Below are 23,805 nucleotides of genomic sequence, written 5' to 3' on the forward strand. Positions count from 1 at the left end.
TCTAAGGTCGCTTATTTAATAGTATAAGTTTTCGATTTACAGGTTTCTACTTTTAGTTCGCCTTTTTCTTTTAAAAACTTAACTTTAGTATTGCTTCCAACCCAATCCTCAATTCCTTTAAATTTTTCTTCATCTTGAAAATTGGACCATGTAGATACAAAATAATCAAACGGGCGGTTGATTAATGAATAAATACATTTTGTTTCATTAGCATCTAAGATTATAGTCTTCTTACTACTTCTAAATTTATAATCAGCATCTCTATGATAATGAATTCTTATTATTATTTTTTCATTTAGGGTGTTAGCAAAACAAAAATCACCAGTACTTTTTTTGCTACATTCAGAATCAACCGTGTCAGGATTGTTTACTGTCTCATTAGAATTTAAAGGTGTATTAAACCCTTTATTAGTTGTATTTCCACCATTTACCGAAATACCTAAATAAGACGAAACATTTTCATTCAATGGCAGATTCGCCATGCTGGCTGCAAACTGCAAAGCCGTTTCGGTATCCAAAACTTTGGCACGTACCTTAACGTTGGTCGTCAAGACGGTAAAAGTACCTGTTATAATAGCGTCAACAGCAACAATTTTACCTAGTTCTTTGGCAGTAGCCTCATCTATATAGCCTTCAGAATTCAACTGATGTTCTTTTAGAAGCATGTCTAGATGGTTCCGGTCGATAATTTCAAAATTATCACCAAAATTAGTCACATATACTGAGAAATCTTCAGTGATATAGTTGCCTAATGCGGTACGTTCGCCGCTTTCTGTAACAAAGCCCCATACGGCAACTTTTTTCTTGCCTTTGCCATCTAGTTTTGTAGCGATGTTCTGGGCCAATTCTTCTAATTGTACATCAAAGTCTTGGGCCTGTACATTGAGTGTTAATAGAAAAAGGGATACCCTAAGGAGTAAAAACTGTTTCATTTCAATTGGTTTTCAAGGTTTGTTAGTAATGATCTAATCGATTGGTCGTACGCCAAGTTTTCATCAGAATTTAATCCTTTTCCGTTGGCATTTAAGTTTTTGATAAGTGTAAAATCATGGCTGGAATAGAGATTTGCAGCTAATCGAGCATTAATTTTGTAAAGGTTTTTTGCATTTATTGATTTTAATATGGTTACTTCTCCCAACAATACTTCGTCCAGACCTTCTTTTATCTTTTGTGGAATGTTTTTGTTGAAGCTATTGGAAACTATTGAACTGAACTCTTTGTATAAAAATTCGGTATCGGGTATTTTTTTTGATACTTGACACTTTTTGTTTCTTCTTAGATTGCTTGCCAAGGTATTTGATACTTCCGAAAAAACAGCATCATCTTTCAATATTAGAATCCCAAGGCTTTTTGTTTTGTCTTCATGAACATCAAAAAAAGGAGATAGCATCCTATTGATATCGTCGATTTGATATACATGGGCTGTTTTCAAATCCTCTTCTATGTGCAATAACATCCCCAGCAGTATTTTATCAGCTTTATGATTGACATATAAAGAAGCTCCACCCATTTCCTTTATAAACTGCTGGCTTGGGTCTTGAGGTATGACAGCAATACTATCTTGGTCTATAGAAGTAATATTGACATGAATAAGGTTTGAAGCCCCAAATTCATCACGATATTCCAAATATCCTGTTGAGACATTTTCTAGTACCTCGTTTAAAACCTCATTTCTTTGAATGGGTTTACAGGTTAGCCCGGTTGATTGTTCAAGTTTAATAATAACCAGGTCTGGTTCAAAACTTTCGATTAGCCGCCCATTCACTTGTAAGCGGTTTTTTGCAACTATTTCAATACCACCTAAATTTTCAAGTACAACATGGTTTGGAGTAACTATGTAACATTCTCCATTACGTTGCCTCGTAAATCCATTACCATTTTCAATTGCTTTAACGAATACGGTTTCCTGACAAAGAGCCTTTAAAGAAATAAGAAGTAAAGAGTATAACAATAACTTGAGTCTCATTTGTCGTAATGGATAGGCGGTGGTTAAAAATATTAAAACAGAATTAAAATCTTAAATTCTAAGATAATATGATTAAAAATTAAACTGTAAAATAAGTAATTATACCTAAATCGATTACGGTAAACCGTAATTTGAAACATTGCTGTTATTGTTCATAGTAGTATTTATGTTTAACTATATGAATGGCACATGGTCTTTTTTTTAAACCCTTAAAATGCCTTGACAAACGATTCCTAAAGATTCAGATGAATTCTTTTTACTTTTCGCAACCCTTATTGTCAAGTTATATTTCCATTTATCCTTTTGTTCACAGTGTAGGATGGTCATATTTAATTTAAAAACGAAAAGCCTTGGAATAGGGAAATAAGGTATTTACGACGCCTTTAAAAAATCCAATCTATTAAGTTAGGTTGGATTTTTTCATTTAAGTCCACATACCTCAGGATGTCTACAGAATAGCCTAGCCTACTCTACAATAACCTAGGTGGCAACTAGCTTCTGTAGGAGCGATTAAATAATTATTACGCTAGGAATTCCTTAATGCTCATGATTGGCATTCTGGTAATGTTCTTTTAGCAGGTCCCTGCCAAAATCGCCATCAAAATCGCGCCAAACCGAATGAATGTGGTTGGCATTGTTTTGACTGTTGTCAAATTCAATCATAAAGGTTTTACCCTGTATGCGGTAGTAATGTGCTTTTCCAAGTACTGTGGCACCCGCCCATGCAAACCGTAGTTCCTCTAGTTCCTCTTTACGGATGTTACTTATTCTCTCCATCGCCTGGTCGGCAGGGATCGTGGAAGCATATTCATAAATAATGTCCATGACCAATTTTTTCTGGGCGGGTGTCATATCACTGACCAATAAACCTTCAGGGGCAGGTTGCTCAGCTACTGCCGTGTTGGCGCTGACCACATCGTTGTATGCTTTTTCATTAATGATTGCAATTTTTTGCTGATCGCTGCTCAGCATGTTAATGAGTTGTAACCCCATGTCTTCCTCATTAACCAAAGGGCTAAATCCTTTTCGTTCACCTTCCATAATTCTTCCTGGATTGGATCCAAAAAACCTAGGTGTATAGGAAACATCGTCAGCCACGGTAGTAAAGTGTAGTGCAACATGATGCCCTGTAAAAGTCCACATCCATACATCTTCCTGTGCGGGATTGCCATAAATGGAAACATAATACCGTTCTGGGTCACGGTAAACGGGATCGCCGGAACTGGCTGCCAGTACATTTTCCAAAGCAATGATTTCCGTTGTTTGCTTGTAGCCCGTATCACTTAAGGATGACTGGAGTAGCTTATGGACCAATGCCTTTTGATCCGTTGTAAGCTCCTTTAACGGTAGTCCTTGTCGCTCAAAAGAACTCCAAGGTAGAAAGTGCCATTTGTCTCGGGTATCTGCCTTGAAGTCAAAGACAATTTTTGCTTTTTGAGGCGCGGTCAAAGAGTTCATAAATTGTTTGACGATTGTTACATCCTGTGCAAATCCCAACATGGGAAAAACAGCAAAAAGTAATACAAGTATATTTTTTTTCATACCTAAAAAGATTTTAGTTCCTTTTTATTTGGATAAGGGTTAATACGTTATTTTAAAAATACTGCCACCAAAGTCATCACAAACATATAATGCACCATCGGGCCCTTGTGCCAATCCGCATGGGCGATGTTGCAAGGTGCCCTCCGAGGGATTGGCCAAATCAAATCCGGCAAAGTTATCTAGAAAAATTTCCCAATCGCCATTGGGCTTTCCATTTTTGAAAGGAATAAAGGCAACAAAAAAACCTTTTTTTAGCTCTTGGGATTGATTATGAAATGCAATAAAGGCGCCATCTTTATATTTTTCTGGGAACATGTCGCCAGTATAGAAAAGAAGGTCATTTGGGCCTAAATGCGCAGGGAATGCCATTAAAGGCATAATTGCATCTTCACCCCCTGTCTGCTCTCCGTCTCCCCCATATTCTGGGGCTAGGATACGCTTCTTTTTAAAATGGTCATAATAGGTATAGGGCCAACCCGCATTATCATACTCCTTTAGCTCATATAAAGTTTCTGCAGGTAACTCTCGGTCTTGCTTTTCGGTATAGAGCTCTGGGTAAAAATTATGTAGTCCTCCCCGGCCATGATCGGTTACAAAAAGCGAGTTTGTTTTAAAATTCCAGGTGATACCCACCGCATTTTTTACCCCGGTGGCATATCGGGTACCATCGGCAAAAGTCTGATCAAGTTTATCGGCCTTAAATTTCCAAACACCCCCAGCTGAGTCCAATATCGCGCAAGGCATGCTCCCTGTATTAGACTCATTATCCCTACAGGCATCATTCCAAGAACCTATGGTCACATAAAGATTGGCATCATTGTCAATGGCAAAGGGTTTGGCATTGTCCCTGCCCATATCAACCAGCCCGTCCACAATTTTTTCTGGAGTGCCTGTATCTATAACTTCATGGGCATCATTCAATTTATACCGAAACACAGCGGAATTTGATGAGGTATAGAGGTAATTGTCTTTAACCAGTATTCCTGTACCAGGAACATCGGCAAAGAACTGCTGCTTATCCATGATGCCGTCGTCCTCGGTATCCTTTAGCAAGACTATGGCCTTTCCATCTTTTAATACGGACCTATTGGCATAAATATCACCATTCTGCGTTACGGTCAAATGACGAACAGCACCTAAATCAGCACCAATTTCTTCCACTGAAAATCCTTCAGGGGCTTTTAAAAAGGTTGTATTATGTGTCGTTTTTACGGGGGATTTTGTTTCGTTTTTGCATTGGAAAAAAAAAGTCGTAAAAGTCAGCACGGCAAAGAACATAAATAGGTTCCGGGTGGTGGGTATTAGTTTCATAAAGTGGTTATAGAAGGTTGGTTGTTGTTAAAGTTACAAATTCAATAGCATTTTTAAGCGAAAAAAAAAGGCGTCTCATCCCGAAACCCAAAAGTGAATATAGATTTTACACCATGCCGTGAGTTTATCCCGAACAAATATGGGCATACTTGCTAAAGTACCATGTTATAAACCTATATTTTATATCTGATAGTAAAACGTTTATGGGTATTGTCCCTGCTGGGTGGGGTTGTGGCAAAATTTAACGTATCCTTTTTCAAAAGCATTGATGCTTTATACAATTGGATCACGGCTTTTCATAGGATATAGTGTTGTGAGTCGTTTTGATTAGGAAAGGCCGTAAATTAACTCTTGTAAATTTTTAGGCGATAGGTACATAAGTTCTTTTGTCTCTATTTGGCGTGAGACAATATTTTAACACAGGTATTTTGGGTTATTACCCACACTACACTATTAATAGTATGGATAGTATTCTGTTGGTGGTGTTTTTACATCATATTCCGATTGAAGAAAAGTAACCAGATCAATGAGTTCCTGAATAGTCATAACTTCATTGTAATTCTTCATTTTTGAAAGACTGCCTTCGGTTGTTTCAGGTGAAGATTTTTGTTTGTACCTACGTGCAATTTTGTGGGAAGGATTGATAACCGATGTGACCAATTCTCCATAGGATTTCTGAAAAGCTACATCACCGCCGAGATGTATTTTTAGACTATCACTTCCGCCTTTCCACTCAATCCCAACAATACTATGACATTCATTGCAGGCCAAAGTCTTATAGGTCATTTTTCCTTTTTCAACGTTCCCTTCAGGTAATGCAAACCCCAGCGCTTGTTGATTGCAGCTGTTTATGGATAAACTCCCACATAACAAGGCCAACACCATTAAATAATTGGGTAATTTATACCAAGGGCTATAGTTATTTTTACCAGACATAAGTGTTTTATAATAAAGGATTTAATGCTAAAAAATGATTTATAGGCCCTAAGCTAGCGATTAAGAAAAACAAGGGAAATGACCAAGGTCATCTTGGTCTTTATTTTTGCCTTGAGAAGGCATCACGAAAATACACAACACTATTTTTTTGAAGCGTAGAGGATAAAACTAGCCAATGGGATCATGGTTGCTATACCAACTCAATGGGTTTTTCAATTAAAACCAATAAAAAAGCACAATGGACTATTATTTTTTGAATTCGTCACCAATTTCTTTCCCAACCTTTTTAAATTCCTTCCCTACATTTTTGAGTACTGGCTTTATATCTTTCCCAAGTTTTTTAAACTCACGCTTCAACGATTGGGTCCATTTTTTGAATTCTTCGTTTGATTTTAGTTGCCGAACAGTTTTTTCACCTTCTTTGTAAACAGCTTTCGCACCTTTTTTTATCTCGCTATTATTATATGCTGTTTTTAGTGCCACAAGTCCATTTTTTACATCTACTTCAACTTGATTCACTGTGGTTTTTACGTTAAATTCTGTACCTAATACCTCAATGTCCCCAAATTCTGTGGTCACCAAGAATTCAGACCCATCTGGTTGGACAATAAAGAATGCTTCTCCTTTTAACTCTATAACTCTAGGGTTAAATTCCTTGGCGTGGCGAATAGTACTGTTGTGGTTCAGGTAAACTACCGAGCCATCTGGCAAGTGTGCTACCTCATAGTTCTCTTTTGTTGTCATTTCTAACGTATCACTGTCACAAGCGCAACAAAAAATACATAAACTAAAGGTCATTAATTTTATAAATACGATTATCTTTTTACTATAGTTCATATTTAGATACTTTGTCTATATTAATTTTATTGGAATGAACTTTTAAAGGTACTTACACTCTTTTATTTGAACTTTTCCTTGTAGTGTACATCAAATATACGACTTGTAGGGCGTAGTAAATTGTGGCCAAGTGGTTAGCAATGATTGATACTGATTTGCTTTGTCCGTTTCGTCACCATGGCTGGCACATTTTATTTAGCAATAGGCTTTGTCGGGGATTATCGCGAAAATTGTTTTGACCCTAAAAACCTGAATATAAATGGGCCAATTCCCTAAAAGATAACGGGTTAATTCTCTTGTGAAGTCAATTCGGCGTGCTAAAGTCAGATTCATAAAACAAATCATTTAGTTGTTCAAAAGTCCCCCCTCTATCCTCGGAATCTGAAAGCGTTCCGTTGCTGCTTTTGTGTGTTGGGCAGCAAAAATAGCAGCAGCTTTTTCAATAATCTCCGGATATTTATTTGCCACATTAGTTGCTTCGGCAGGGTCGGTCTTTAAATTATAGAGTTCTAGGGTCGGTATTTCGTCATCCTTTACATGTTGCCGTACCACTTTCCAGTCGCCCATGCGAATGGCAACCTGTCCACCATATTCAGGAAATTCCCAGTAGAGAAAATCATGTTCTTGCTGGTCCTCTTGTTGCACCAAAGTGGGTAAAAAACTGATACCATCCGTATCCACAGGGTTTTCAAAACCGACCAAATCGGCGAGCGTTGCCATGACATCATACTGTATGGAAACATGGTCCGTTTGCGAACCGGCCTGTATATGACCCGGCCAACTGGCAATCATAGGTACGCGGATGCCTCCTTCATACACAAAGCCCTTGCCTTTACCATAGACTTCACCAAAAGGACCTGAACTATTAAAGAATTCACCATCCGTTCCCCCAGAATAGGTCACCCCATTATCGGAACTAAAAATAATCAAGGTGTTTTCATACACACCTTCCTTTTTTAGGTGGTTGATGAGTTTCCCTACATTTTCGTCCAAATAGGAAATCATGGCTGCGTATCCTGCACGGGGATTTTGGTGTGGAAAATAACCTTCGTCCCCTAGGTAAGGTTCCTCTGGGCCAAACTTTTCTTTGTAATAGTCTACCCAACCTTGCGGTGCCTGTATAGGATTGTGGGGTATGGGTGTGGCCCAATAGAAAAAGAAGGGATCGTTTTTCTTTTCGGAAATGAAGTTCACCATCTCTTTGAACATTAGGTCCGGCGCGTATTCATTGAGGCTGTAATTGACATAACTTTCAGGGTCATAGGGGTCCGTACCCTTAGTAAATTTGGTAGATGGCGCTATGGTATCGTTCTGTAAATGCACCCTATTTTCATTATGGTACAAGTGTAGCGGGTAATAGGTATGGGCCTGTCGTTGGCAATTATAACCATAGAAAAAATCGAAGCCCATTTTGGTGGGGATAGCCTCGGTATGAGGAGCTCCCAGACCCCATTTACCGATCATACCAGTGGAATAGCCTTGTTCTTTCAGTTTTTGTGGAAGAAGGACGGTAGTTGATGGTATGGGCCGTTGCCCCTCCAAACTGGAGTCCTGTGCCATGGCCCTATAGTTCCACACATCGCCACGTTCGTTCCATTCATCATTACCTCGGATATAGGCATGCCCGGAATGTCTTCCGGTCAATAACATATAACGTGCTGGCGCACAAACGGGGGCACTGGTATAGTGCTGTGAAAACAGCATTCCTTTTTTGGCCAAGGCATCTATATTGGGCGTTTCTATTTTTTCTTGTCCATAAACGCCAAGCTCCCCATAACCCAGGTCGTCTGCAAGAATATAAATGATATTGGGCTTATGATTGACAATATCTTCCTGCTTTTTGTAGGTGTCCTTACAGCTTGCCGTGATATTGATTATGGTAAGCAAGATAAAATGATGCATACTTAGTTTCATGGTGCCGGTTTAAATTAATCGGTTAAATAAAGGAGCATTTTATTTAGACATATCCTTTAACCAGGGTTTCTTTGAAAAAACAACGAAGCTATACGTATAGAAAAAAAGAATTTACTATATATTTTATAGTTTACAGGGCTTTTGAAATCTAGTTTTTCTATAGCTCAAATTTAAGGAATCTATAAATTAAAACCCACTTATAAGGATGGGCGCCTTAAAACTAGTATCATATATTGGGATTATGTAAGCTTACTTTATTCTTTTTAAAATTTGACTTGGGGGAATCACATACTGAACAAAGATAAGTGTCTGGTAGATCCGCAAAATTGGTCCCCATTGGAATGCCTTGCTTTTCGTCGCCAAAATGTTCATCATAAACCGTTAGACAAGATTGGCACTGGTGCAATATGTCTATGTTTTTATTGGTAGTTTTATCTTTATGACTCGGTTTTTGTATGACCTTACCAAGTTGTTCAAAGTATTTTTTACTTAACTCCATCAAAAGGCCAGGAAGTTCTATTTTATCAACATCTTGGGCATGAATCTTATATTTTTGGGTATTGGGATCAAAATTTTCGGAATGAATCACGTTATAGGTAGGACTAATTTCAAAATCTTGGACTAATACTGGTTTGTTATTTTTTTCTATTATGATAGAAGCGAAGTGTGAACGCTTGCCAACATCTTTACTTATTCCAAAGGTTAGACCATACGTACTTATATCATTTTGGTCAAAATTTCTAACTAAAAAATTCTTTAGTTCCAAAGCATCTTTATCGTCCACAGGCAAATGCCAATTCATCTCCAGTTGCGAATGACGAATATTTATTCCCCATCTGCCCAAAAGCCTTTCTAATTCTTGCCTGCTTTCCTTTCGTATTCCTTTAACAATGAATGATTTCCAAGGGGTAATACAGATTTTACCAATGCTATTGTCCAGACAAAATCCACAAAATTCTTTGAGAAAAGCAAGGTCATATCTATTGTTTCGCCAATATAATCCTAACCAAAACTGATCTAAACCCATTCTGTTCATTCCTTCATAATAGGGGAAAGTCAAATAGGGCACTACCAATTCTTTTTCTATGGTCTTGTTATTTGTGTCCAAGTTTTTGCTCAGAATAAAGAAAAGTTCCTCCACATCTTGTATGTCCTCATAAATTTCATCTATCTTTTTAGCAATTATGGTAATGTCCCAACTATAGATCAAAACAGGGTAAAAAACACCCGATTTCCAATGGGGAAGCTTTACATTCAAATACCAATAATCCTCACTTTCTGAAGCTATAAAGTTTAGATTTCCACTAAAAAGGGGGACCAATCGTTGTTTGGGATCCGTTATGTTTACTTTTAAGGTTGGCAAAAAATCAAAGCCTTCAAGTATATATAAATATGTAGAACCTTTTAACCAATGTGTCATTTCGAAAACATCTGCCGACACATATGAACTTACGATATTTTGATAGTTTCTGTCTGCAATTATATCAGTGTTGAACTTTGAGAAACTTTCTAGTGTACGCTCATTTTTTGGTCTTAATGGGAACAACAGATCTTGTCTAGAGCCAAAGTATATCTCTTTAAGACCATCGGCCTCCAGCATACTAATTACGTCCTTTAGTTCCCCTGGGGAGGTTACCCCACCTTTAAGTAATATCCTATTTAGATTATCGTTCATTGGTATGCCTTTACGTTGCCATTTTTAATTGTTGGTCCAATATTTCCTTAACCTCAGGTTTACAACTACCACATCCTAAACCTGCTCCTGTTTGCGAACAAAGTTCATTAAAGCTAGAACATCCTTTCGAAATAACCTCCTTTAGATTTCCTTCACCCACTTGACTACATGAGCAAATTAATTTGCCTTTTAGTGGTTCTGTGGTTTTGCCACCTCGGAGTAATTCATCCCGCTTTTCCGATAGTTCTATTTCTTCCTCTATGAGTCTCTTGAACTCTGCGAACTCGTTTTTGTCACCTACAAGGATAGCCCCTCTTAAGGTATCGTTCTTAACGATACACTTTTTGTAAAAGCGCTTACTAACGTCCATTAATATTATTTCCTCATAAGAACTGTCACCTAAAGGGGCATTTACCAATCCAATACTACATAGGTCTAGGTCCTCAAATTTTAGAATGTTCATTAGGACCGAACCATTGTAGATACTGCTAAAGTCGCCAAGAATAAAGTTTGCGGCAATATCAGCCTGTTGTTCTGCTGCGGAAGTGATACCAAAAAGTGAATTGTTGAACTCTGCTATCTCTCCCAATCCAAAGATAGTGGCATCGCTTGTTTGCAAATAATGGTTCACCAGCACACCTCTTCTGGTATCTAAACCTGCCTTTTTTGCCAACCCTATATTGGGTCTGGTTCCTATGGCATATACAATGGCATTGCATTGCAGGGTTCTTCCTGTTTTTAAGGTGACCATAAGGGAATGCTCTACATCCCTTTCCTCAAATACAGTACTAACTTCACTGTCAAAGAAAAGGCTAATTCCTCTTTCTGAAACATCATCTGCCAAAAGTCTGCTGGCAATATTGTCCAGTTGACGTTCCATTAATCTTGGGGCTCTTTGTATGATACTAATATTAATATTTATTTTTTTGAGTGCAGCAGCAAGTTCCAAGCCTAATAATCCACCACCAACTATGACAACATGTTGTTGTTGGGCGGGAAGACCTGTTTGTTTTAGATAGTGTTTAAGTCTGTCCGCATCCCCTCTTTCCCTCATGGTAAAGCGCCCCGGCGCTTTCATAGGCACCTCGTTTGGCACAAAAGCACTACTTCCAGTAGCCAGGATAAGAAGGTCATAACTATGGATATTTCCTATTGAGTCTTTTACTTTTTTGTTTACTGAATCTATATCTTGTATACCATTATTTGGATGAAGTGTTACGTCTAGTCTATGTAACTCGCCTTTTTTTAATTTTTCCAACGCCTTCCATGATAATTCATCACTAACATATTCTGGCAGGAGAACACGGTTGTAGAAAGGGTCTTTTTCTTTTGAGAAAACATGTAACTCATCACTTGAATTCTTTGCTCTATATGATTGTATAAATCTGTAAGCCGCGGCCCCAGCGCCAATAATTATGATTTTTTGTTTTGGTTTCACAAACTTTTCTACCTGTACCGCACAATATTTAAAGTCGGGTTCCTTAGAAATGGAATCTATAAGGTTATTGGTTAGGTTATTGGCCCGTCCATAATCATTTTGTAATACCTTGCCCCAATGCATAGGAAGAAAAACTACCTGTTCCTTTATATCAAAATTAATTTTCACTTTCACCTGTACTTTTCCACGTCTACTTTTGATTATGGCCACATCACCCTCCTTTAAACCCCTTAAATAGGCATCAACTTTGTTCATTTCGAGATAGGGTTGGGGAATATGGGTTAAAAGACGTTTTACCTTACCTGTTTTGGTGCGTGTATGCCATTGGTCCCTTACACGTCCTGTATTTAATATTAACGGAAATTCCTCATTGGTTTCTTCTGATTTATTAAAAAGATGCTGTGGAGCGTTAAAATGAGCCTTTTCATCATTGGTGTAGAATTTATTATCTTGAAAAAGCCTAGGTGTACCAGGATGTGAATTATGGGGCACCGGCCATTGAAAACTTCCTTCCTTTTTCAAACGTTCATGTGAAAGACCAGCGATATCAATATTAGTTCCTTTGGTTAGTAGGCAATGTTCGTCGTAAACTTCGCTGGTGCTTTGATAATCAAATCCTTTATAGCCCATAGCTTGTGCAAAGCGCCAAAGTATTTCAGCATCTGGCAATGCGTTGCCCGGAGGGTCTATAACCTTTGGCAAATAGCTGATTCTCCGCTCAGAATTGGTCATGGTACCATCCTTTTCCAACCACCCTGCAGCGGGTAAAAGTAGGTCTGCAAATTTTGTTGTTTCCGAGTTATGTGAAATATCCTGTACCACAACAAATGCCGCTTTTTTTAAGGCTTTCTCTACTTTATCTGAATCTGGTAAACTAACTACAGGATTGGTACAAATAATCCATATGGCCTTGAGCTTACCCTCTTCCAATGCATCAAACATTTCGGTAGCGGTATACCCTGGTTTAGATTTTATCTCTTTGCCTCCCCAGAATTCCGAAACTTCCCTTCTATGTGTCGGGTTATCCAATTCTTTATGTGCGGCCAATAAATTTGCCATGCCACCCACTTCCCTGCCTCCCATGGCATTAGGCTGTCCCGTTAAGGAAAAAGGACCGCACCCAGGTTTGCCAATTTGTCCGGTTAACAAAGAAATATTCAAAAGCGAAACGTTTTTTGAGACTCCTATTACACTTTGGTTAAGCCCCATGGTCCACATACTTATAAATTTTTTCGCCTCTCCAATCATTTGGGCCGCTTTTTTAATGTCGGATATAGGAATACCACATGCTGCTGCAGCTTGTCTTAGGGATAAGGTAAAGGCACTTTGTTTGCAGGCTTCAAAATTGACGGTGTATTTTTTAATAAATGAAGTGTCAATTTTTTTCTTTTCAATTAACCAACGCGCTATGGCATTGTATAGAATTACATCAGTACCGGGCAGAATTTGAAGATGTAAGTCTGCAGCGGCGGCAGTTTGTGTTTTTCTAGGGTCAACCACGATAGTTTTTACCTGTGGATTTTCTTCCTTTCTTTTTTCCAATCTTCTGTATAGGATTGGGTGGCACCAAGCTGGATTTGCACCAGCGATAAGAAAACAATCCGCCAGTTCTATGTCTTCATAGGATATAGGAACGGAATCTTCCCCTAATGTTTTTTTATACCCTACCACGGCAGAGCTCATGCAGAGTCTAGAGTTGGTATCTATATTATTTGTACCGATAAAGCCTTTGGTAAGTTTATTTACTAAGTAATATTCTTCGGTAAGGCACTGTCCTGAAACATAAAAACCTACACTGTCCGGACCATGTTTTGAAATGATACTTTTAAAAACCGCTGCAGCCCTTTCGAAAGCGGTGTTCCAGGTCACCTCTTGTAACGGATGGTTTCTATTCCATCGCATTTGTGGATTTTGAATACGATCACTGGTATCTTGTGCTACGTAATTTAAGTTTCTGCCTTTGGTACATAGCATACCTTTGTTGCTAGGGTAGTTCTCATCTCCTTCCAAGGAAATAATACCCTTTTTATCTACGCTTACAACTATACCACAACCAACCCCACAATAGGAGCAAATGGTTTTATGAGTATTCTTTTTCAACATTGTATTACATATTTGATGAGGTCATCAAAATTTAGTAAAGCAAATTAAAAAAATACGTATAAATACGTAGTATTTATTTCGTAATTGTTAGGCTTAAATATGTTAGATTGATAAAAATAGCAAGAAGAAGATGCTATTACTTAAATTTTAGTAGAATAGTACTAATCAAACTAGATGAAATTCTTGTGCCTTTTTTGAAAGATCAATAAGGTTTTTGACCTCCATTTTTCTCATTAAGTTGAAACGATGGGTCTCGATGGTGCGCTTACTATTCTGAAGTTTTTCAGAAATTTGTTTATTGGTCAGACCTGTAAGGATAAGCTCAAGAACCTGTAGTTCTTTATTTGTGAGGTCAAAAGGATTTGTAGTAGCCGTTTTTTTCTGGGGAACTTCTGAAAGAGTTGTTGAAGTCGGATTTAATAAATTGTTAACCAGCACATTAGATATATCTCCTGAATAATATTTACCACCGTTGTTTACGGTTTGTATAGCTTTTATAAATTCTTGTTTGCCAGTATCCTTTAATAAATAACCTTTAGCACCGGCATTAACAGATTGTAATATGTATTCTTCAGAATCGTGCATAGATAGGATTATACATTTTGTTGCCGTGTTTTGTCTATTTAGGATTTCTACAGCCTCTATTCCATTCATTTCAGGCATACGAATATCAATAATAAGTATATCTGGATTTTTTTCATTTACCAGTGCTATTGCCTCTTTACCATTGGAGGCCTCCCCTATTACCTCTATGTCAGATTCTGTTTCCAATAAAACTTTAATTCCATCCCGTACTAAAGAATGGTCATCTGCCAAAATTATCTTTATATGATTCAAAATATGCGTAGTTATACGTACAAATATACAAGAATTATCTAAAATTAAAATTGGCCCGAACGAACACAAAAAGAGCCGCCAAAACCAAAATAGTAATAGCGGCCCTAATCGAAGCGTCTTATAGTTGTTATTCTGTTTTTTTAGTGCTGAATAATTGTGGTTTAATGGTTAATTGTACCCAAGCCCAGTTCTGACTGCTTGCAGCGTCATCTTTTGTAACACCTTTAAGTTCGTACATCCCGTCACTCGCAAATAGGTGTGAATAACCTATGGCCAAACCATAGCCTTTGAACTTTTTGGAAAATACCATGTCAACTTCTGTTCCCAAAGATTTTTCTCCACTTGGGAGCTCTTGGTCCCCACTAAAGTTTAACACTTTAACCAATAAATTTGAAGTATCACCTAACTTAAAATTAGCGCTTGCATGCATATCGAATAGGCCAATTGAATTTGCGTGATTGCCTACATAAAAGTAGTCCATGAAACCATTGAACTTGTGGTTAGTACCGTATAACGGAAAGAAAGCCTCTGTTTTATCTGTAGTGTTGGTTTTGTTTCCGCTGATTATTTCGGCACCTAAACCTAAACCAACCTTATTTGATGCCTTATACGTAAGGTCAAGCCCAACAAGATAGGCTCCGCCCACATTAACGCTATTCTGTCTTTCGCCTGTTTGTAAAAAGGCATTTAGAGCTGCGCCAAAACTTCCACTTTTGTATTCCAAATGGGTGCCCAAAGTTTGTAAATTGCTGGTTCCGTCAGCTGTTCTAGCATCGTCTGTGCCGGTAAAATTTTGAAACCCGTTATTTAAAAGAAGCAAACTACCTGAAAATTTCTCCCATTTTTGTTTGAGGTAGGCATATTGCATTGTTTTATATGTAAAGAACCCTGTGGTGTTATAGGCTGTTCCTGCCGATTGAAATCCTGTAGGATTATCAAAATCCTGGCTAAATGCCAATCCAATATCCAAAATAAATTTTTCTTTTTGGTATTTGATTAGTGCGGCATCATGGTTTCGACCTTGTTGCGCCCAATCCAAACCACCAAAAATACGTTGGTCATCATAGGAGATTACCTGTCTGCCGAGCTTGGTAGACCAACCTTTTCCAAGATTAATGTTGGCCCAAGCCTCGAACACAGCAAAGGAATCATTTTGATCGTCAGGCAAAATTTGTCGATTTTCCCCCCATACCATGACGTCCTGTAGGCTTAAATAGAATTGATAGGTTTCTGTATCGAATCCAGCATTTAATCGGGCCCTCGTGGATATGGCAAATCCTGGGTCGCTTGCATCTGGGATGATACTGCCAAACCCATTACGGTATTCTGTCCTTGGCCTGAATTGGCCATCTAAGGTGAACTGTGCATAAGTATATTTTACAGATAGGAATAATAGGATAATAATTATGTGTTGTTTTTTCATGGTTCTGTGATTTTATAAATTATTGAGTTTGATTTTAGTGTTCTAAGAAGTCTATGAGATGTTTGCGATAGGTGTAATAGTCATCATGTTCCAAGACTGATTTTCTGGTTCTGGGACGTTCAAAATCAATAGCCAAGATGTCTCCTATTTTTGCACTGGGTCCGCTTGTCATCATGACTACCCGATCTGCCAGGAAAATGGCTTCGTCCACGTCATGTGTAATCATTACGGCGGTAATTTTCTCTTTGTTCCATATTTCAATTAATATGTCTTGAAGCTCCCCTCTGGTCAAAGAGTCCAACATACCAAAAGGTTCATCTAAAAGCAGCACTTTGGGTTTTATGGCAAAAGCCCTTGCAATACCTACTCTTTGTTGCATTCCTTGGGAAAGCTCCGATGCCTTTTTATGAAAGGCCCCATCTAGACCAACCTTATGTAAATAATACTTGGCGATATCTTCCCGTTGGTTTTTTGTTCCATGGGCAAAAACTTTGTTCACTCCCAACATTACGTTTTGTAATGCTGTCATCCAGGGCATAAGGCTAGGAGATTGGAAAATTACACCTCTATCTGGGCCAGGACCTTTTACTGGGTTTCCCAAAACCGCGATGTTACCTCCAGAAATGGGGTTTAACCCTGCAATCATGGATAGCATTGTTGTTTTGCCACATCCGGAATGACCAATAATGGTCACAAATTCTTCCTTTAAAATTTGGAGATTTAAATCTTCCAATACTACATAATCCCCTTTTGGCGTTGGGTAGACTTTCTTTAGTCTTGAGAGGTCTAACATAACATTGGAAGAAAATGCAATACCATTTTCGGTATATGTGTTTTCTTTGTTTAAAGTAATTGTACTCATTGTTTTTTATCCTTAGGCCACAAAGCTTTTTGGGCTTAGATCTGGCAGTTGATATTCCGTTTGTGATACCGTTTTTCTTTCATCCCCAATATCCATCAGGTATTCTATTATGGCGTTCCTCGTCTTTTTATAATTAGGATTATCGTTCATTGCTGTTTTGTCACGAGGTCTTTCTAGATCTATTTTAAATTCTGGGCCAAGGGTTGCATTCGGCCCTGGTTTTAAGGGTATTATCCTGTCCGCCATATAAATTCCTTCATCAACATCATTGGTAATTAGCAATGCGGTACGTTTATCCTTGCTCCATATATTTAGAATTTCGTCTTGTAAATTACCTCTTGTCAAAGCATCTAAAGCGCCTAGGGGTTCATCCATAATTATCATTTCTGGGTTCATTGCCAATGCTCTTGCAACGGCAACACGTTGGCGCATTCCGCCAGATAATTCTTTTGGTCTTTTATTTATTGCAGGGCTCAAACCTACCATGGCCACAAAGTCTTTTACTCTTTGTTGGAGTTCCTTTTTACTTTCTTTTGGAAATGCCTCTTTAACCGCCATGCATATGTTCTGCCCAACAGAAAGCCACGGCAAAAGAGAATAATTTTGAAAAATCACCCCACGTTCATGACTGGTGTCCTTTACCAAATTCCCCTTGAACAATACCTCCCCACTAGAAGGTTGTAAAAGGCCATTAATCAGGTTTACCAATGTAGTTTTTCCACTACCGGTAAAACCTACTATGGCAACAAACTCACCCTCATCTATAGAGAGGTTTATATTTGAAAGCACCTCTGTTAGGTTATTACCTTGCCCGTAAGTCTTGGATACGTTGTTTAACTGTAGATATGCCATATCGTTTGGTTTAAAATTTAAACAGCTTCATTTTTATTGAATGATACCATTCCTTGTATGGTCAACATCAGGCGATCTAAAAGAAATCCTATGATTCCGATTACGAACATGGCAACGATGATCTTGGAGTTGGAGTCATTGGCGCCATTTTGAAACTCCTCCCATACAAAGAGCCCTAAACCTTGGCTTTGAGCTAAAAGTTCTATGGCAATCAAAACCATCCAGGCTACAGAAAGTGTGATACGAAGTCCAGTAAAAATTAAGGGTAAAGAAGAAGGAAGTATAACCTTGAATATTTTCTGAAAGGTTCCTAATTTTAAAACCTTGGCAACATTGATATAATCTTTGTCCACAGAGGAGACCCCCATAGCGGTGTTGACCAATGTGGCCCACATGGCGCATAGACCAACACTAATAAAGGAGATAACAAAAGCATTGTCTGAGCTATCGCCAATATATAAGGTCTTTACGATCATGAAAACCAATAAATACCAAACAACAGGGGAAACAGGTTTGAACACTTGTATAAACCAGTTGAAGGCACTGCGTAAGGAAGGGCTAAGCCCAATGATTATACCTATGGGCACGGCAATTAATAGTGCTAGTAAAAATCCTGCAAAAACTGTTTTAATACTGGTGAGGATAATATCTATAAAAGATGCCCGACCGGTATAAACGATTGGATTTTTTCCTTCAGCCAATAGTTTAGTGTTGGTGTCCGCCATTTTTTCTACAAAAGCGGCCTTATCGGCTTTAATTACTTTATGGTCGGCAATTAAAGATTGTAACGATTCCCATACCTGCACTGGGGATGGCAATGTGTTTGGTTGGCAACTAGAGTCTCCTGAATTTATACAGGCACGTTCTGCCTCCGCCGCTTCGTTACCTCTTTCCGAAAGAGCTTTTTCAATTTTATATGCTGCTTCTACATTATACAATGCCTTTGCACCCAAATGCCATAACCCAATAAACAAAAGAATAGAAACTAATGTAATTCCTGTATTTTTTAGAAATTTGAGTATGGCATCCTTTTTAATACTTGCTTCTAATATATGGGCTAGTGGCTTCAAAAATGAGAAACTTTGATTTTCCTTTTTTAGTACGATTTCTTGCTCCATGATTTTTTATTTTGCTTCGATTAGTAAGGAGATTTAATCTTTGTTTCCGATAGAAAAACTATTGATATACCCTATTGGGTCTTTGGCATCGAACGAGGTGCCATCAATAAAATCACTGGTCACATCCTTATAACCATCGGTATCTGGTATGTCTGAGGCTGGTATTTGGCCTTCAGCCACTAATAGGTCCGCTGCTTTTTTCCAAATGTCGGGTCTGTAAATATCTTTAATTGTTGTACCGTACCAATCTGCAGGTTTAGTCTCAGGAATTTGACCCCATCTACGCATTTGGGTCAAGAACCAAATACCATCAGAATAGAATGGGTATGTTGCATTATACTTATAGAATACGTTAAAATCTGGCATATCTCTTTTATCGCCCTTCTCAAATTCAAACGTTCCGGTCATAGAATTTGCCAATACTTCTTCTGGTGCACCAACATACTGTGACATGGAAAGAATTTTTACAGCCTCTGGTCTGTTGGCTGGTTCATCTAACCACTTACCAGCTCGTATTAGTGCTTTTGTTACAGCAATAGCCGTGTTGGGATTTTCGTCAACAAACTTTTTAGTCATAACAAATACTTTTTCTGGATTATTTTTCCAGATATCGTAGTTCGTTGTAACGGGTACCCCAATCCCTTTAAAAACGGCTTGTTGGTTCCATGGTTCACCTACACAGTAGCCGTATATGGTTCCAGATTCTAGTGTTGCTGGCATTTGTGGTGGTGGCGTTACAGATAATAATACCTCAGCATCAATTTGCCCCTGAACATTATCCGCCGTATACATACCAGGATGTATACCCGCGGCGGCTAACCAATATCTTATTTCATAGTTGTGGGTAGATACCGGGAAGACCATACCCATTTTAAAGGGCTTACCGCTATTCTTATATTCCGTAATTACTGGTTTAAGCGATTCGGCTTTAATTGGATGTATAGGTTTGCCATCTTCATCTTTAGGAACGTTTGGTTTCATTTTTGACCAAACATCGTTGGATACGGTAATACCGTTTCCGTTTAGATCCATAGAAAATGGAGTAACTAACTCGGCCTGTCTTCCAAAACCAGCTCCAGCAGCTATAGGCTGACCTGCAAGCATATGAGAACCGTCTAATTGTCCATCTATTACACGATCTAATACATTTTTCCAATTAGATTGGGCCTCCACCGACACAAAAAGTCCCTCATCTTCAAAAAAACCTTTTTCCTTGGCGATTGCCAAAGGCGCCATATCGGTTAATTTAATAAACCCAAAGGTTAATTGAGGTTTTTCAATATCCAGTTGTTTCGTTTTAGAAGCAATATCTTCTGTAGCTGATTCCGTTACAGCTTTTTTTGCATCCTTTCCGCCACAGGCAAGCATTAGAAGTGTTGCTGATGCAAAAAGGGATAGTTTAGTTAGTAATGATTTCATGAGTAATGTTTTATTAGTTACTACGTATTAATACTTATTTAAAGCAAATGTATACGTATTTAAGTTTTCTTTTTATGGATTTAGATATGTGCAAACATCTTTTTGTCACATGCTTTAAAATGTATTAATACATATAAACACCTGTTTTAATGCATATTTTTGTTAATAAGCAGTTTATTATCAAGTGTTTATGATGTGTGAATTGAAAAAGTTAAAAAAGAGTGGAGTACGTAGATTTAAGCAGGGGATTACGTAACCTATTAACTATCTAGATAAAAATTATGCTCAGATATTTCTTTTTGTAGTACTATGATATCTGGAATTCCAACACGCTTGCCTTTAGTGATAAGCAGACCTTCTTTTTTTAGTGTTGAAAATACTCGTATAACTTGCTCTTCAGTGGTTCCTGAGTAGTCAGCATATTCACGTCTACTAAGTAAAACAGAAGAATAGCCATTGGTTTGTCCAAACTTTCTATTTATGTACAACAGCGTGTCAATGACCCGTTCCCTAACTGTCATTTGTGATAATGATTTTACCTTAATTTCACTTCTATTTAATTCATTTGCATAGAACAACATGAGGTCATACGTTAGGGTAGGACTTTTTCTGAGTGTTTCCTGTAAAGTCTCTTTAGAAAAATAGCAAAGGGTACAATCTATTAAAGCAATAGCGCTTATTGGATAAGTCTCTTCGGTGCCAAAACCACGATGGCCAATAATTTCTCCTGAAGTAGCGAAACGCACGATTTGTTCCTTGCCGTGAAGCCCTGTTCTAAGTACTTTTACACTACCACTTAGCAGAAAAAAAAGACCGGTTACGGAAGCGCCTTCCATTATAAATTGTTGTCCTTTTTTACATTTAATTTCTTTTCTTGTTTCGGTCAGCTGTAAAATTTCCTTTAAATGGATGTTTTTTTGGATAAGACAATTTTGATTTCTACAAATATGACATGCATTCTCTAGACGATCTTCTTTATGATCATCCTTCCTCAATTTATGTGTTATCTGAGTATGCATTTAGTTTGGGCCTTATAAATTATTGCTTGATAGAACCAGGTTTGTATGTGCGGATTTGCTTATTTCGGAGGCAGCCTTTTTTTCATCCTCGACAGAAAATTTTATAGCAAGTGTTGTAAGGGCGGTTGCAACCACAAAGCCACCAATAACGAAATACCCGCTGGAAACGGCATTTGATGCCGCTGCTGCTTGTGCTGTTCTCATAACCTCCTCACCTAAATTTAAATTTGTGGTCAATGCTGCTGTTTCTGATACTGCAGATTTTGACTTAAGAAAAAGGGCGGCCAAAAAAGCACCTACATTGCCACCTGCACCTACGATACCCGATATTGAACCAATGGCTTTTCTATTTATAAAGGGAACTACTGAAAATGTGGCTCCTTCTGCCATTTGAACGGTAAGACTAAAGGCAGTTAAAAACACCATACCTATAGCCAAACTTGTTGTTGTTGAAAATATGGATAGCATCAAACCTTCTGCCACCAAAATCACAGTTAGGAAAAGAACCCTTCCTCGAAGGCCCTTTAATCTTCCAAACCGGTCGCCGAAGAAACCGCCCAGAGTACGGGCAAAAATGTTCATTAAGGCAAAGGATAACACCAGATTTCCAGCAGTGGTTCTTTTTAATTGAAATGTATTTTGTAAATAGTCATCCATCGTTCCGTAAACGGTCAGTTCCATGCCAAAACAGGCTGCGTATACTATAAATAATATCCAAACCCTGTAATCCTTTACTACTTTAAAAAAGCTTTCCTCGTCTTTTTTTAAGGCGGGCATCTTGCCCTGCTTTTTTAGCTCTGCAAAATTACCCTCGGGTGTGTCTTGGGTAAAGAAATAGTAAACTACCCCCATAAGCATCGCAATAATACCGGCAATAATCATGGAATACCTCCAAGCAATTTCGTCGGCTATACCAAAACTTACAACAGCGGCCGCAATTAGTGGCATGCCCAATCTATTGGCGCCTCCACCTAAATTCCCCCAACCTGCGGAAGTGGCATTGGCGGTTCCTACTATATTAGAGGCAAACATGATAGAGGTGTGAAATTGAGTGATAACGAATGAAGCTCCAATAAAGCCAATAAACAATCTACATATTAAAAATTGTAATGGTGTTTGTACGAAACCTAATAGAATTACCGGTATTGCGCCCAATATCAATAAATAAGTGTAACATAAACGAGGACCGTAAGTATCACAAAGTTTCCCTATCAACAACCTTGCAAAAACGGTTCCGGTTACAGCCAATATAATTGAGTTCCATTTTTGGTCAGGCGTTAGACCTAAATCCTTTACTACATCTGGCATAAAGGGTACGATACCGAACCATGCAAAAAAGCAAATAAAAAATGCAATGGAAGTAATCCAAAAAGTACGGATAGGAACACTTTTAATGTTGGTTAGCTTTAGTGCGGTTGCTTTGTTGGTGGTATTCTCCATACTAAAATTTTTAATAAACAGCACTCAAAAGTAAATATTATAATACGTATTTATACGTATTATATATAAAATATTGCTTTTGATACGTAGTTTTATGCTATAGAAAAATACAGAAGAGGAAAATTTATAAATCTAGAAAATACACCTTCATAAATTATGAAATCTTTATTTTATTGTACGGGACATTAAATTCATGAGTAGTCTCCAAGTAAAACTAAAAATCAAAAAGGCTAGCAAAATCGCTATAAGGCGGAATGTAGCACCCGCATAACTTCCTCGTTAAGAAAGGAAGGGTGTTCTGACACTACTTTTCCAATTACAATAATCCCTGGCTTGGAAATATCAAAGGTAAAATCTTTTTCAATGGCATCTGCTAAAGTTGTAATCACACAGGATTCATCTTCAAAAGTTCCATTTTGAATTATGGCAATAGGAGTGTTAGAATCTCTGTATTTATTGACTTCTGTCACTATTTCCTTGAATTTTCGAATACCCATTACTATTACCATGGTAGAAGAAGATCGTGAAGCATACTTAAGATCTTCAGAAAAGGAACCTTCTTTTTTAGTTGCGGTCATTACCCAAAAACTACTACTTTCTCCACGCTTGGCCAAAGGTATTCCTTGGCTTTCAGGTACCGCTATCACGCTTGAAATACCAGGCACAACAGTAACAGGTATACCAAATGATTCAGCATAATCTATTTCTTCCTGTGCACGCCCAAAAATAAAAGGGTCGCCACCTTTGAGCCTTACCACGTGACCATGTTCAAAAGCATTCTTTACCATTAGGATATTAATATCGTCTTGTGTAAATGAATGCTGTCCACATCTTTTTCCTACGTATATACTAGGTATTTCCTTTTTTACCATATCTAGTAGTTCAATAGCGATTAATGCGTCATATAAAATAACATCAGCAGATTCTATAGCCTTCAAACCCCTTATTGTTATTAGGTCTTTGCTTCCTGGTCCAGCTCCTACTAAGGTTATTTTCGGATTGATATTAGTTTCCATAGTTCTTGGTTTATATGGTTTCTTTTGAGGATTCCACAACAATAGTACGTAATTTTTTTTAAAAAAATACGCAAACAATACGTATAAATACGTAATA

Annotated in this window: 18 protein-coding genes; all 18 read right to left on the bottom strand. The window is 37.9% G+C overall.

Translation table 11 applies throughout. From position 1 onward, the window contains the following. Positions 1-11: 11 nt before the first annotated feature. A complete protein-coding gene (locus ACOCEA_RS04915; protein WP_420755097.1) occupies positions 12-932 on the bottom strand; it encodes a FlgO family outer membrane protein in 921 nt (306 codons plus the stop codon). Then, complete coding sequence (locus tag ACOCEA_RS04920) at positions 929-1,966, bottom strand: hypothetical protein (RefSeq protein WP_420755098.1); 1,038 nt, start codon at positions 1,964-1,966, stop codon at positions 929-931. The genes ACOCEA_RS04915 and ACOCEA_RS04920 overlap by 4 nt, the downstream gene beginning before the upstream one ends. A 537-nt stretch (positions 1,967-2,503) precedes the next feature. Then, entirely contained in the window at positions 2,504-3,508 is a 1,005-nt protein-coding gene (locus ACOCEA_RS04925) for a DUF3500 domain-containing protein (RefSeq protein ID WP_420755099.1), read from the bottom strand. A gap of 39 nt (positions 3,509-3,547) precedes the next feature. Then, entirely contained in the window at positions 3,548-4,819 is a 1,272-nt protein-coding gene (locus ACOCEA_RS04930) for a PQQ-dependent sugar dehydrogenase (protein ID WP_420755100.1), read from the bottom strand. Between the two features lie 453 nt (positions 4,820-5,272). Next, entirely contained in the window at positions 5,273-5,755 is a 483-nt protein-coding gene (locus ACOCEA_RS04935) for a hypothetical protein (protein WP_420755101.1), read from the bottom strand. Positions 5,756-6,001: 246 nt separating this feature from the next. Beyond that, positions 6,002-6,592, bottom strand: coding sequence for a FecR family protein (locus ACOCEA_RS04940; RefSeq protein ID WP_420755102.1), 591 nt, complete (start codon positions 6,590-6,592; stop codon positions 6,002-6,004). A gap of 345 nt (positions 6,593-6,937) precedes the next feature. After that, complete coding sequence (locus tag ACOCEA_RS04945) at positions 6,938-8,506, bottom strand: arylsulfatase (RefSeq protein ID WP_420755103.1); 1,569 nt, start codon at positions 8,504-8,506, stop codon at positions 6,938-6,940. A 226-nt stretch (positions 8,507-8,732) separates the two neighbouring features. After that, positions 8,733-10,181: a rubredoxin gene (locus tag ACOCEA_RS04950; RefSeq protein WP_420755104.1), complete on the bottom strand. Its 1,449-nt coding sequence runs from the start codon at positions 10,179-10,181 to the stop codon at positions 8,733-8,735. Between the two features lie 10 nt (positions 10,182-10,191). Continuing rightward, entirely contained in the window at positions 10,192-13,722 is a 3,531-nt protein-coding gene (locus ACOCEA_RS04955; protein ID WP_420755105.1) for a molybdopterin-dependent oxidoreductase, read from the bottom strand. A 165-nt stretch (positions 13,723-13,887) separates the two neighbouring features. Next, the gene (locus ACOCEA_RS04960) at positions 13,888-14,562 is read right to left on the bottom strand and encodes a response regulator transcription factor (RefSeq protein ID WP_420755528.1); all 675 of its coding nucleotides are present in this window, start codon (positions 14,560-14,562) and stop codon (positions 13,888-13,890) included. Positions 14,563-14,686: 124 nt separating this feature from the next. Then, a complete protein-coding gene (locus ACOCEA_RS04965; protein WP_420755106.1) occupies positions 14,687-15,982 on the bottom strand; it encodes an alginate export family protein in 1,296 nt (431 codons plus the stop codon). A gap of 34 nt (positions 15,983-16,016) precedes the next feature. Then, positions 16,017-16,844 (bottom strand): ABC transporter ATP-binding protein, encoded by an 828-nt coding sequence (locus ACOCEA_RS04970; RefSeq protein ID WP_420755107.1) that lies wholly within the window; start codon positions 16,842-16,844, stop codon positions 16,017-16,019. Positions 16,845-16,856: 12 nt separating this feature from the next. Beyond that, entirely contained in the window at positions 16,857-17,696 is an 840-nt protein-coding gene (locus ACOCEA_RS04975) for an ABC transporter ATP-binding protein (RefSeq protein ID WP_420755108.1), read from the bottom strand. Positions 17,697-17,713: 17 nt separating this feature from the next. Then, entirely contained in the window at positions 17,714-18,814 is a 1,101-nt protein-coding gene (locus tag ACOCEA_RS04980) for an ABC transporter permease (protein WP_420755109.1), read from the bottom strand. 33 nt (positions 18,815-18,847) lie between these two features. After that, positions 18,848-20,233 (bottom strand): CmpA/NrtA family ABC transporter substrate-binding protein, encoded by a 1,386-nt coding sequence (locus ACOCEA_RS04985; RefSeq protein WP_420755110.1) that lies wholly within the window; start codon positions 20,231-20,233, stop codon positions 18,848-18,850. 260 nt (positions 20,234-20,493) lie between these two features. Next, on the bottom strand, positions 20,494-21,252 hold the full coding sequence (locus ACOCEA_RS04990; RefSeq protein ID WP_420755111.1) for a Crp/Fnr family transcriptional regulator: 759 nt from the start codon (positions 21,250-21,252) through the stop codon (positions 20,494-20,496). 12 nt (positions 21,253-21,264) lie between these two features. After that, positions 21,265-22,692 carry an MFS transporter gene (locus ACOCEA_RS04995; protein ID WP_420755112.1) on the bottom strand — a complete coding sequence of 476 codons (1,428 nt, stop codon included), beginning with the start codon at positions 22,690-22,692 and terminating at the stop codon, positions 21,265-21,267. A 242-nt stretch (positions 22,693-22,934) separates the two neighbouring features. After that, positions 22,935-23,708: a uroporphyrinogen-III C-methyltransferase gene (gene cobA / locus ACOCEA_RS05000; RefSeq protein ID WP_420755113.1), complete on the bottom strand. Its 774-nt coding sequence runs from the start codon at positions 23,706-23,708 to the stop codon at positions 22,935-22,937. Between the last annotated feature and the right edge of the window lie 97 nt (positions 23,709-23,805).

This window comes from Maribacter luteocoastalis (genome assembly GCF_048890225.1).
In the GTDB taxonomy this organism is placed as follows: domain Bacteria; phylum Bacteroidota; class Bacteroidia; order Flavobacteriales; family Flavobacteriaceae; genus Maribacter; species Maribacter luteocoastalis.

Bases quoted from the DNA above. Each gene is read 5' to 3' on its own strand.
- ACOCEA_RS04915 (WP_420755097.1), bottom strand. From the start codon at position 932: ATGAAACAGTTTTTACTCCTTAGGGTATCCCTTTTTCTATTAACACTC.
- ACOCEA_RS04920 (WP_420755098.1), bottom strand. From the start codon at position 1,966: ATGAGACTCAAGTTATTGTTATACTCTTTACTTCTTATTTCTTTAAAG.
- ACOCEA_RS04925 (WP_420755099.1), bottom strand. From the start codon at position 3,508: ATGAAAAAAAATATACTTGTATTACTTTTTGCTGTTTTTCCCATGTTG.
- ACOCEA_RS04930 (WP_420755100.1), bottom strand. From the start codon at position 4,819: ATGAAACTAATACCCACCACCCGGAACCTATTTATGTTCTTTGCCGTG.
- ACOCEA_RS04935 (WP_420755101.1), bottom strand. From the start codon at position 5,755: ATGTCTGGTAAAAATAACTATAGCCCTTGGTATAAATTACCCAATTAT.
- ACOCEA_RS04940 (WP_420755102.1), bottom strand. From the start codon at position 6,592: ATGAACTATAGTAAAAAGATAATCGTATTTATAAAATTAATGACCTTT.
- ACOCEA_RS04945 (WP_420755103.1), bottom strand. From the start codon at position 8,506: ATGAAACTAAGTATGCATCATTTTATCTTGCTTACCATAATCAATATC.
- ACOCEA_RS04950 (WP_420755104.1), bottom strand. From the start codon at position 10,181: ATGAACGATAATCTAAATAGGATATTACTTAAAGGTGGGGTAACCTCC.
- ACOCEA_RS04955 (WP_420755105.1), bottom strand. From the start codon at position 13,722: ATGTTGAAAAAGAATACTCATAAAACCATTTGCTCCTATTGTGGGGTT.
- ACOCEA_RS04965 (WP_420755106.1), bottom strand. From the start codon at position 15,982: ATGAAAAAACAACACATAATTATTATCCTATTATTCCTATCTGTAAAA.
- ACOCEA_RS04970 (WP_420755107.1), bottom strand. From the start codon at position 16,844: ATGAGTACAATTACTTTAAACAAAGAAAACACATATACCGAAAATGGT.
- ACOCEA_RS04975 (WP_420755108.1), bottom strand. From the start codon at position 17,696: ATGGCATATCTACAGTTAAACAACGTATCCAAGACTTACGGGCAAGGT.
- ACOCEA_RS04980 (WP_420755109.1), bottom strand. From the start codon at position 18,814: ATGGAGCAAGAAATCGTACTAAAAAAGGAAAATCAAAGTTTCTCATTT.
- ACOCEA_RS04985 (WP_420755110.1), bottom strand. From the start codon at position 20,233: ATGAAATCATTACTAACTAAACTATCCCTTTTTGCATCAGCAACACTT.
- ACOCEA_RS04990 (WP_420755111.1), bottom strand. From the start codon at position 21,252: ATGCATACTCAGATAACACATAAATTGAGGAAGGATGATCATAAAGAA.
- ACOCEA_RS04995 (WP_420755112.1), bottom strand. From the start codon at position 22,692: ATGGAGAATACCACCAACAAAGCAACCGCACTAAAGCTAACCAACATT.
- cobA (WP_420755113.1), bottom strand. From the start codon at position 23,708: ATGGAAACTAATATCAATCCGAAAATAACCTTAGTAGGAGCTGGACCA.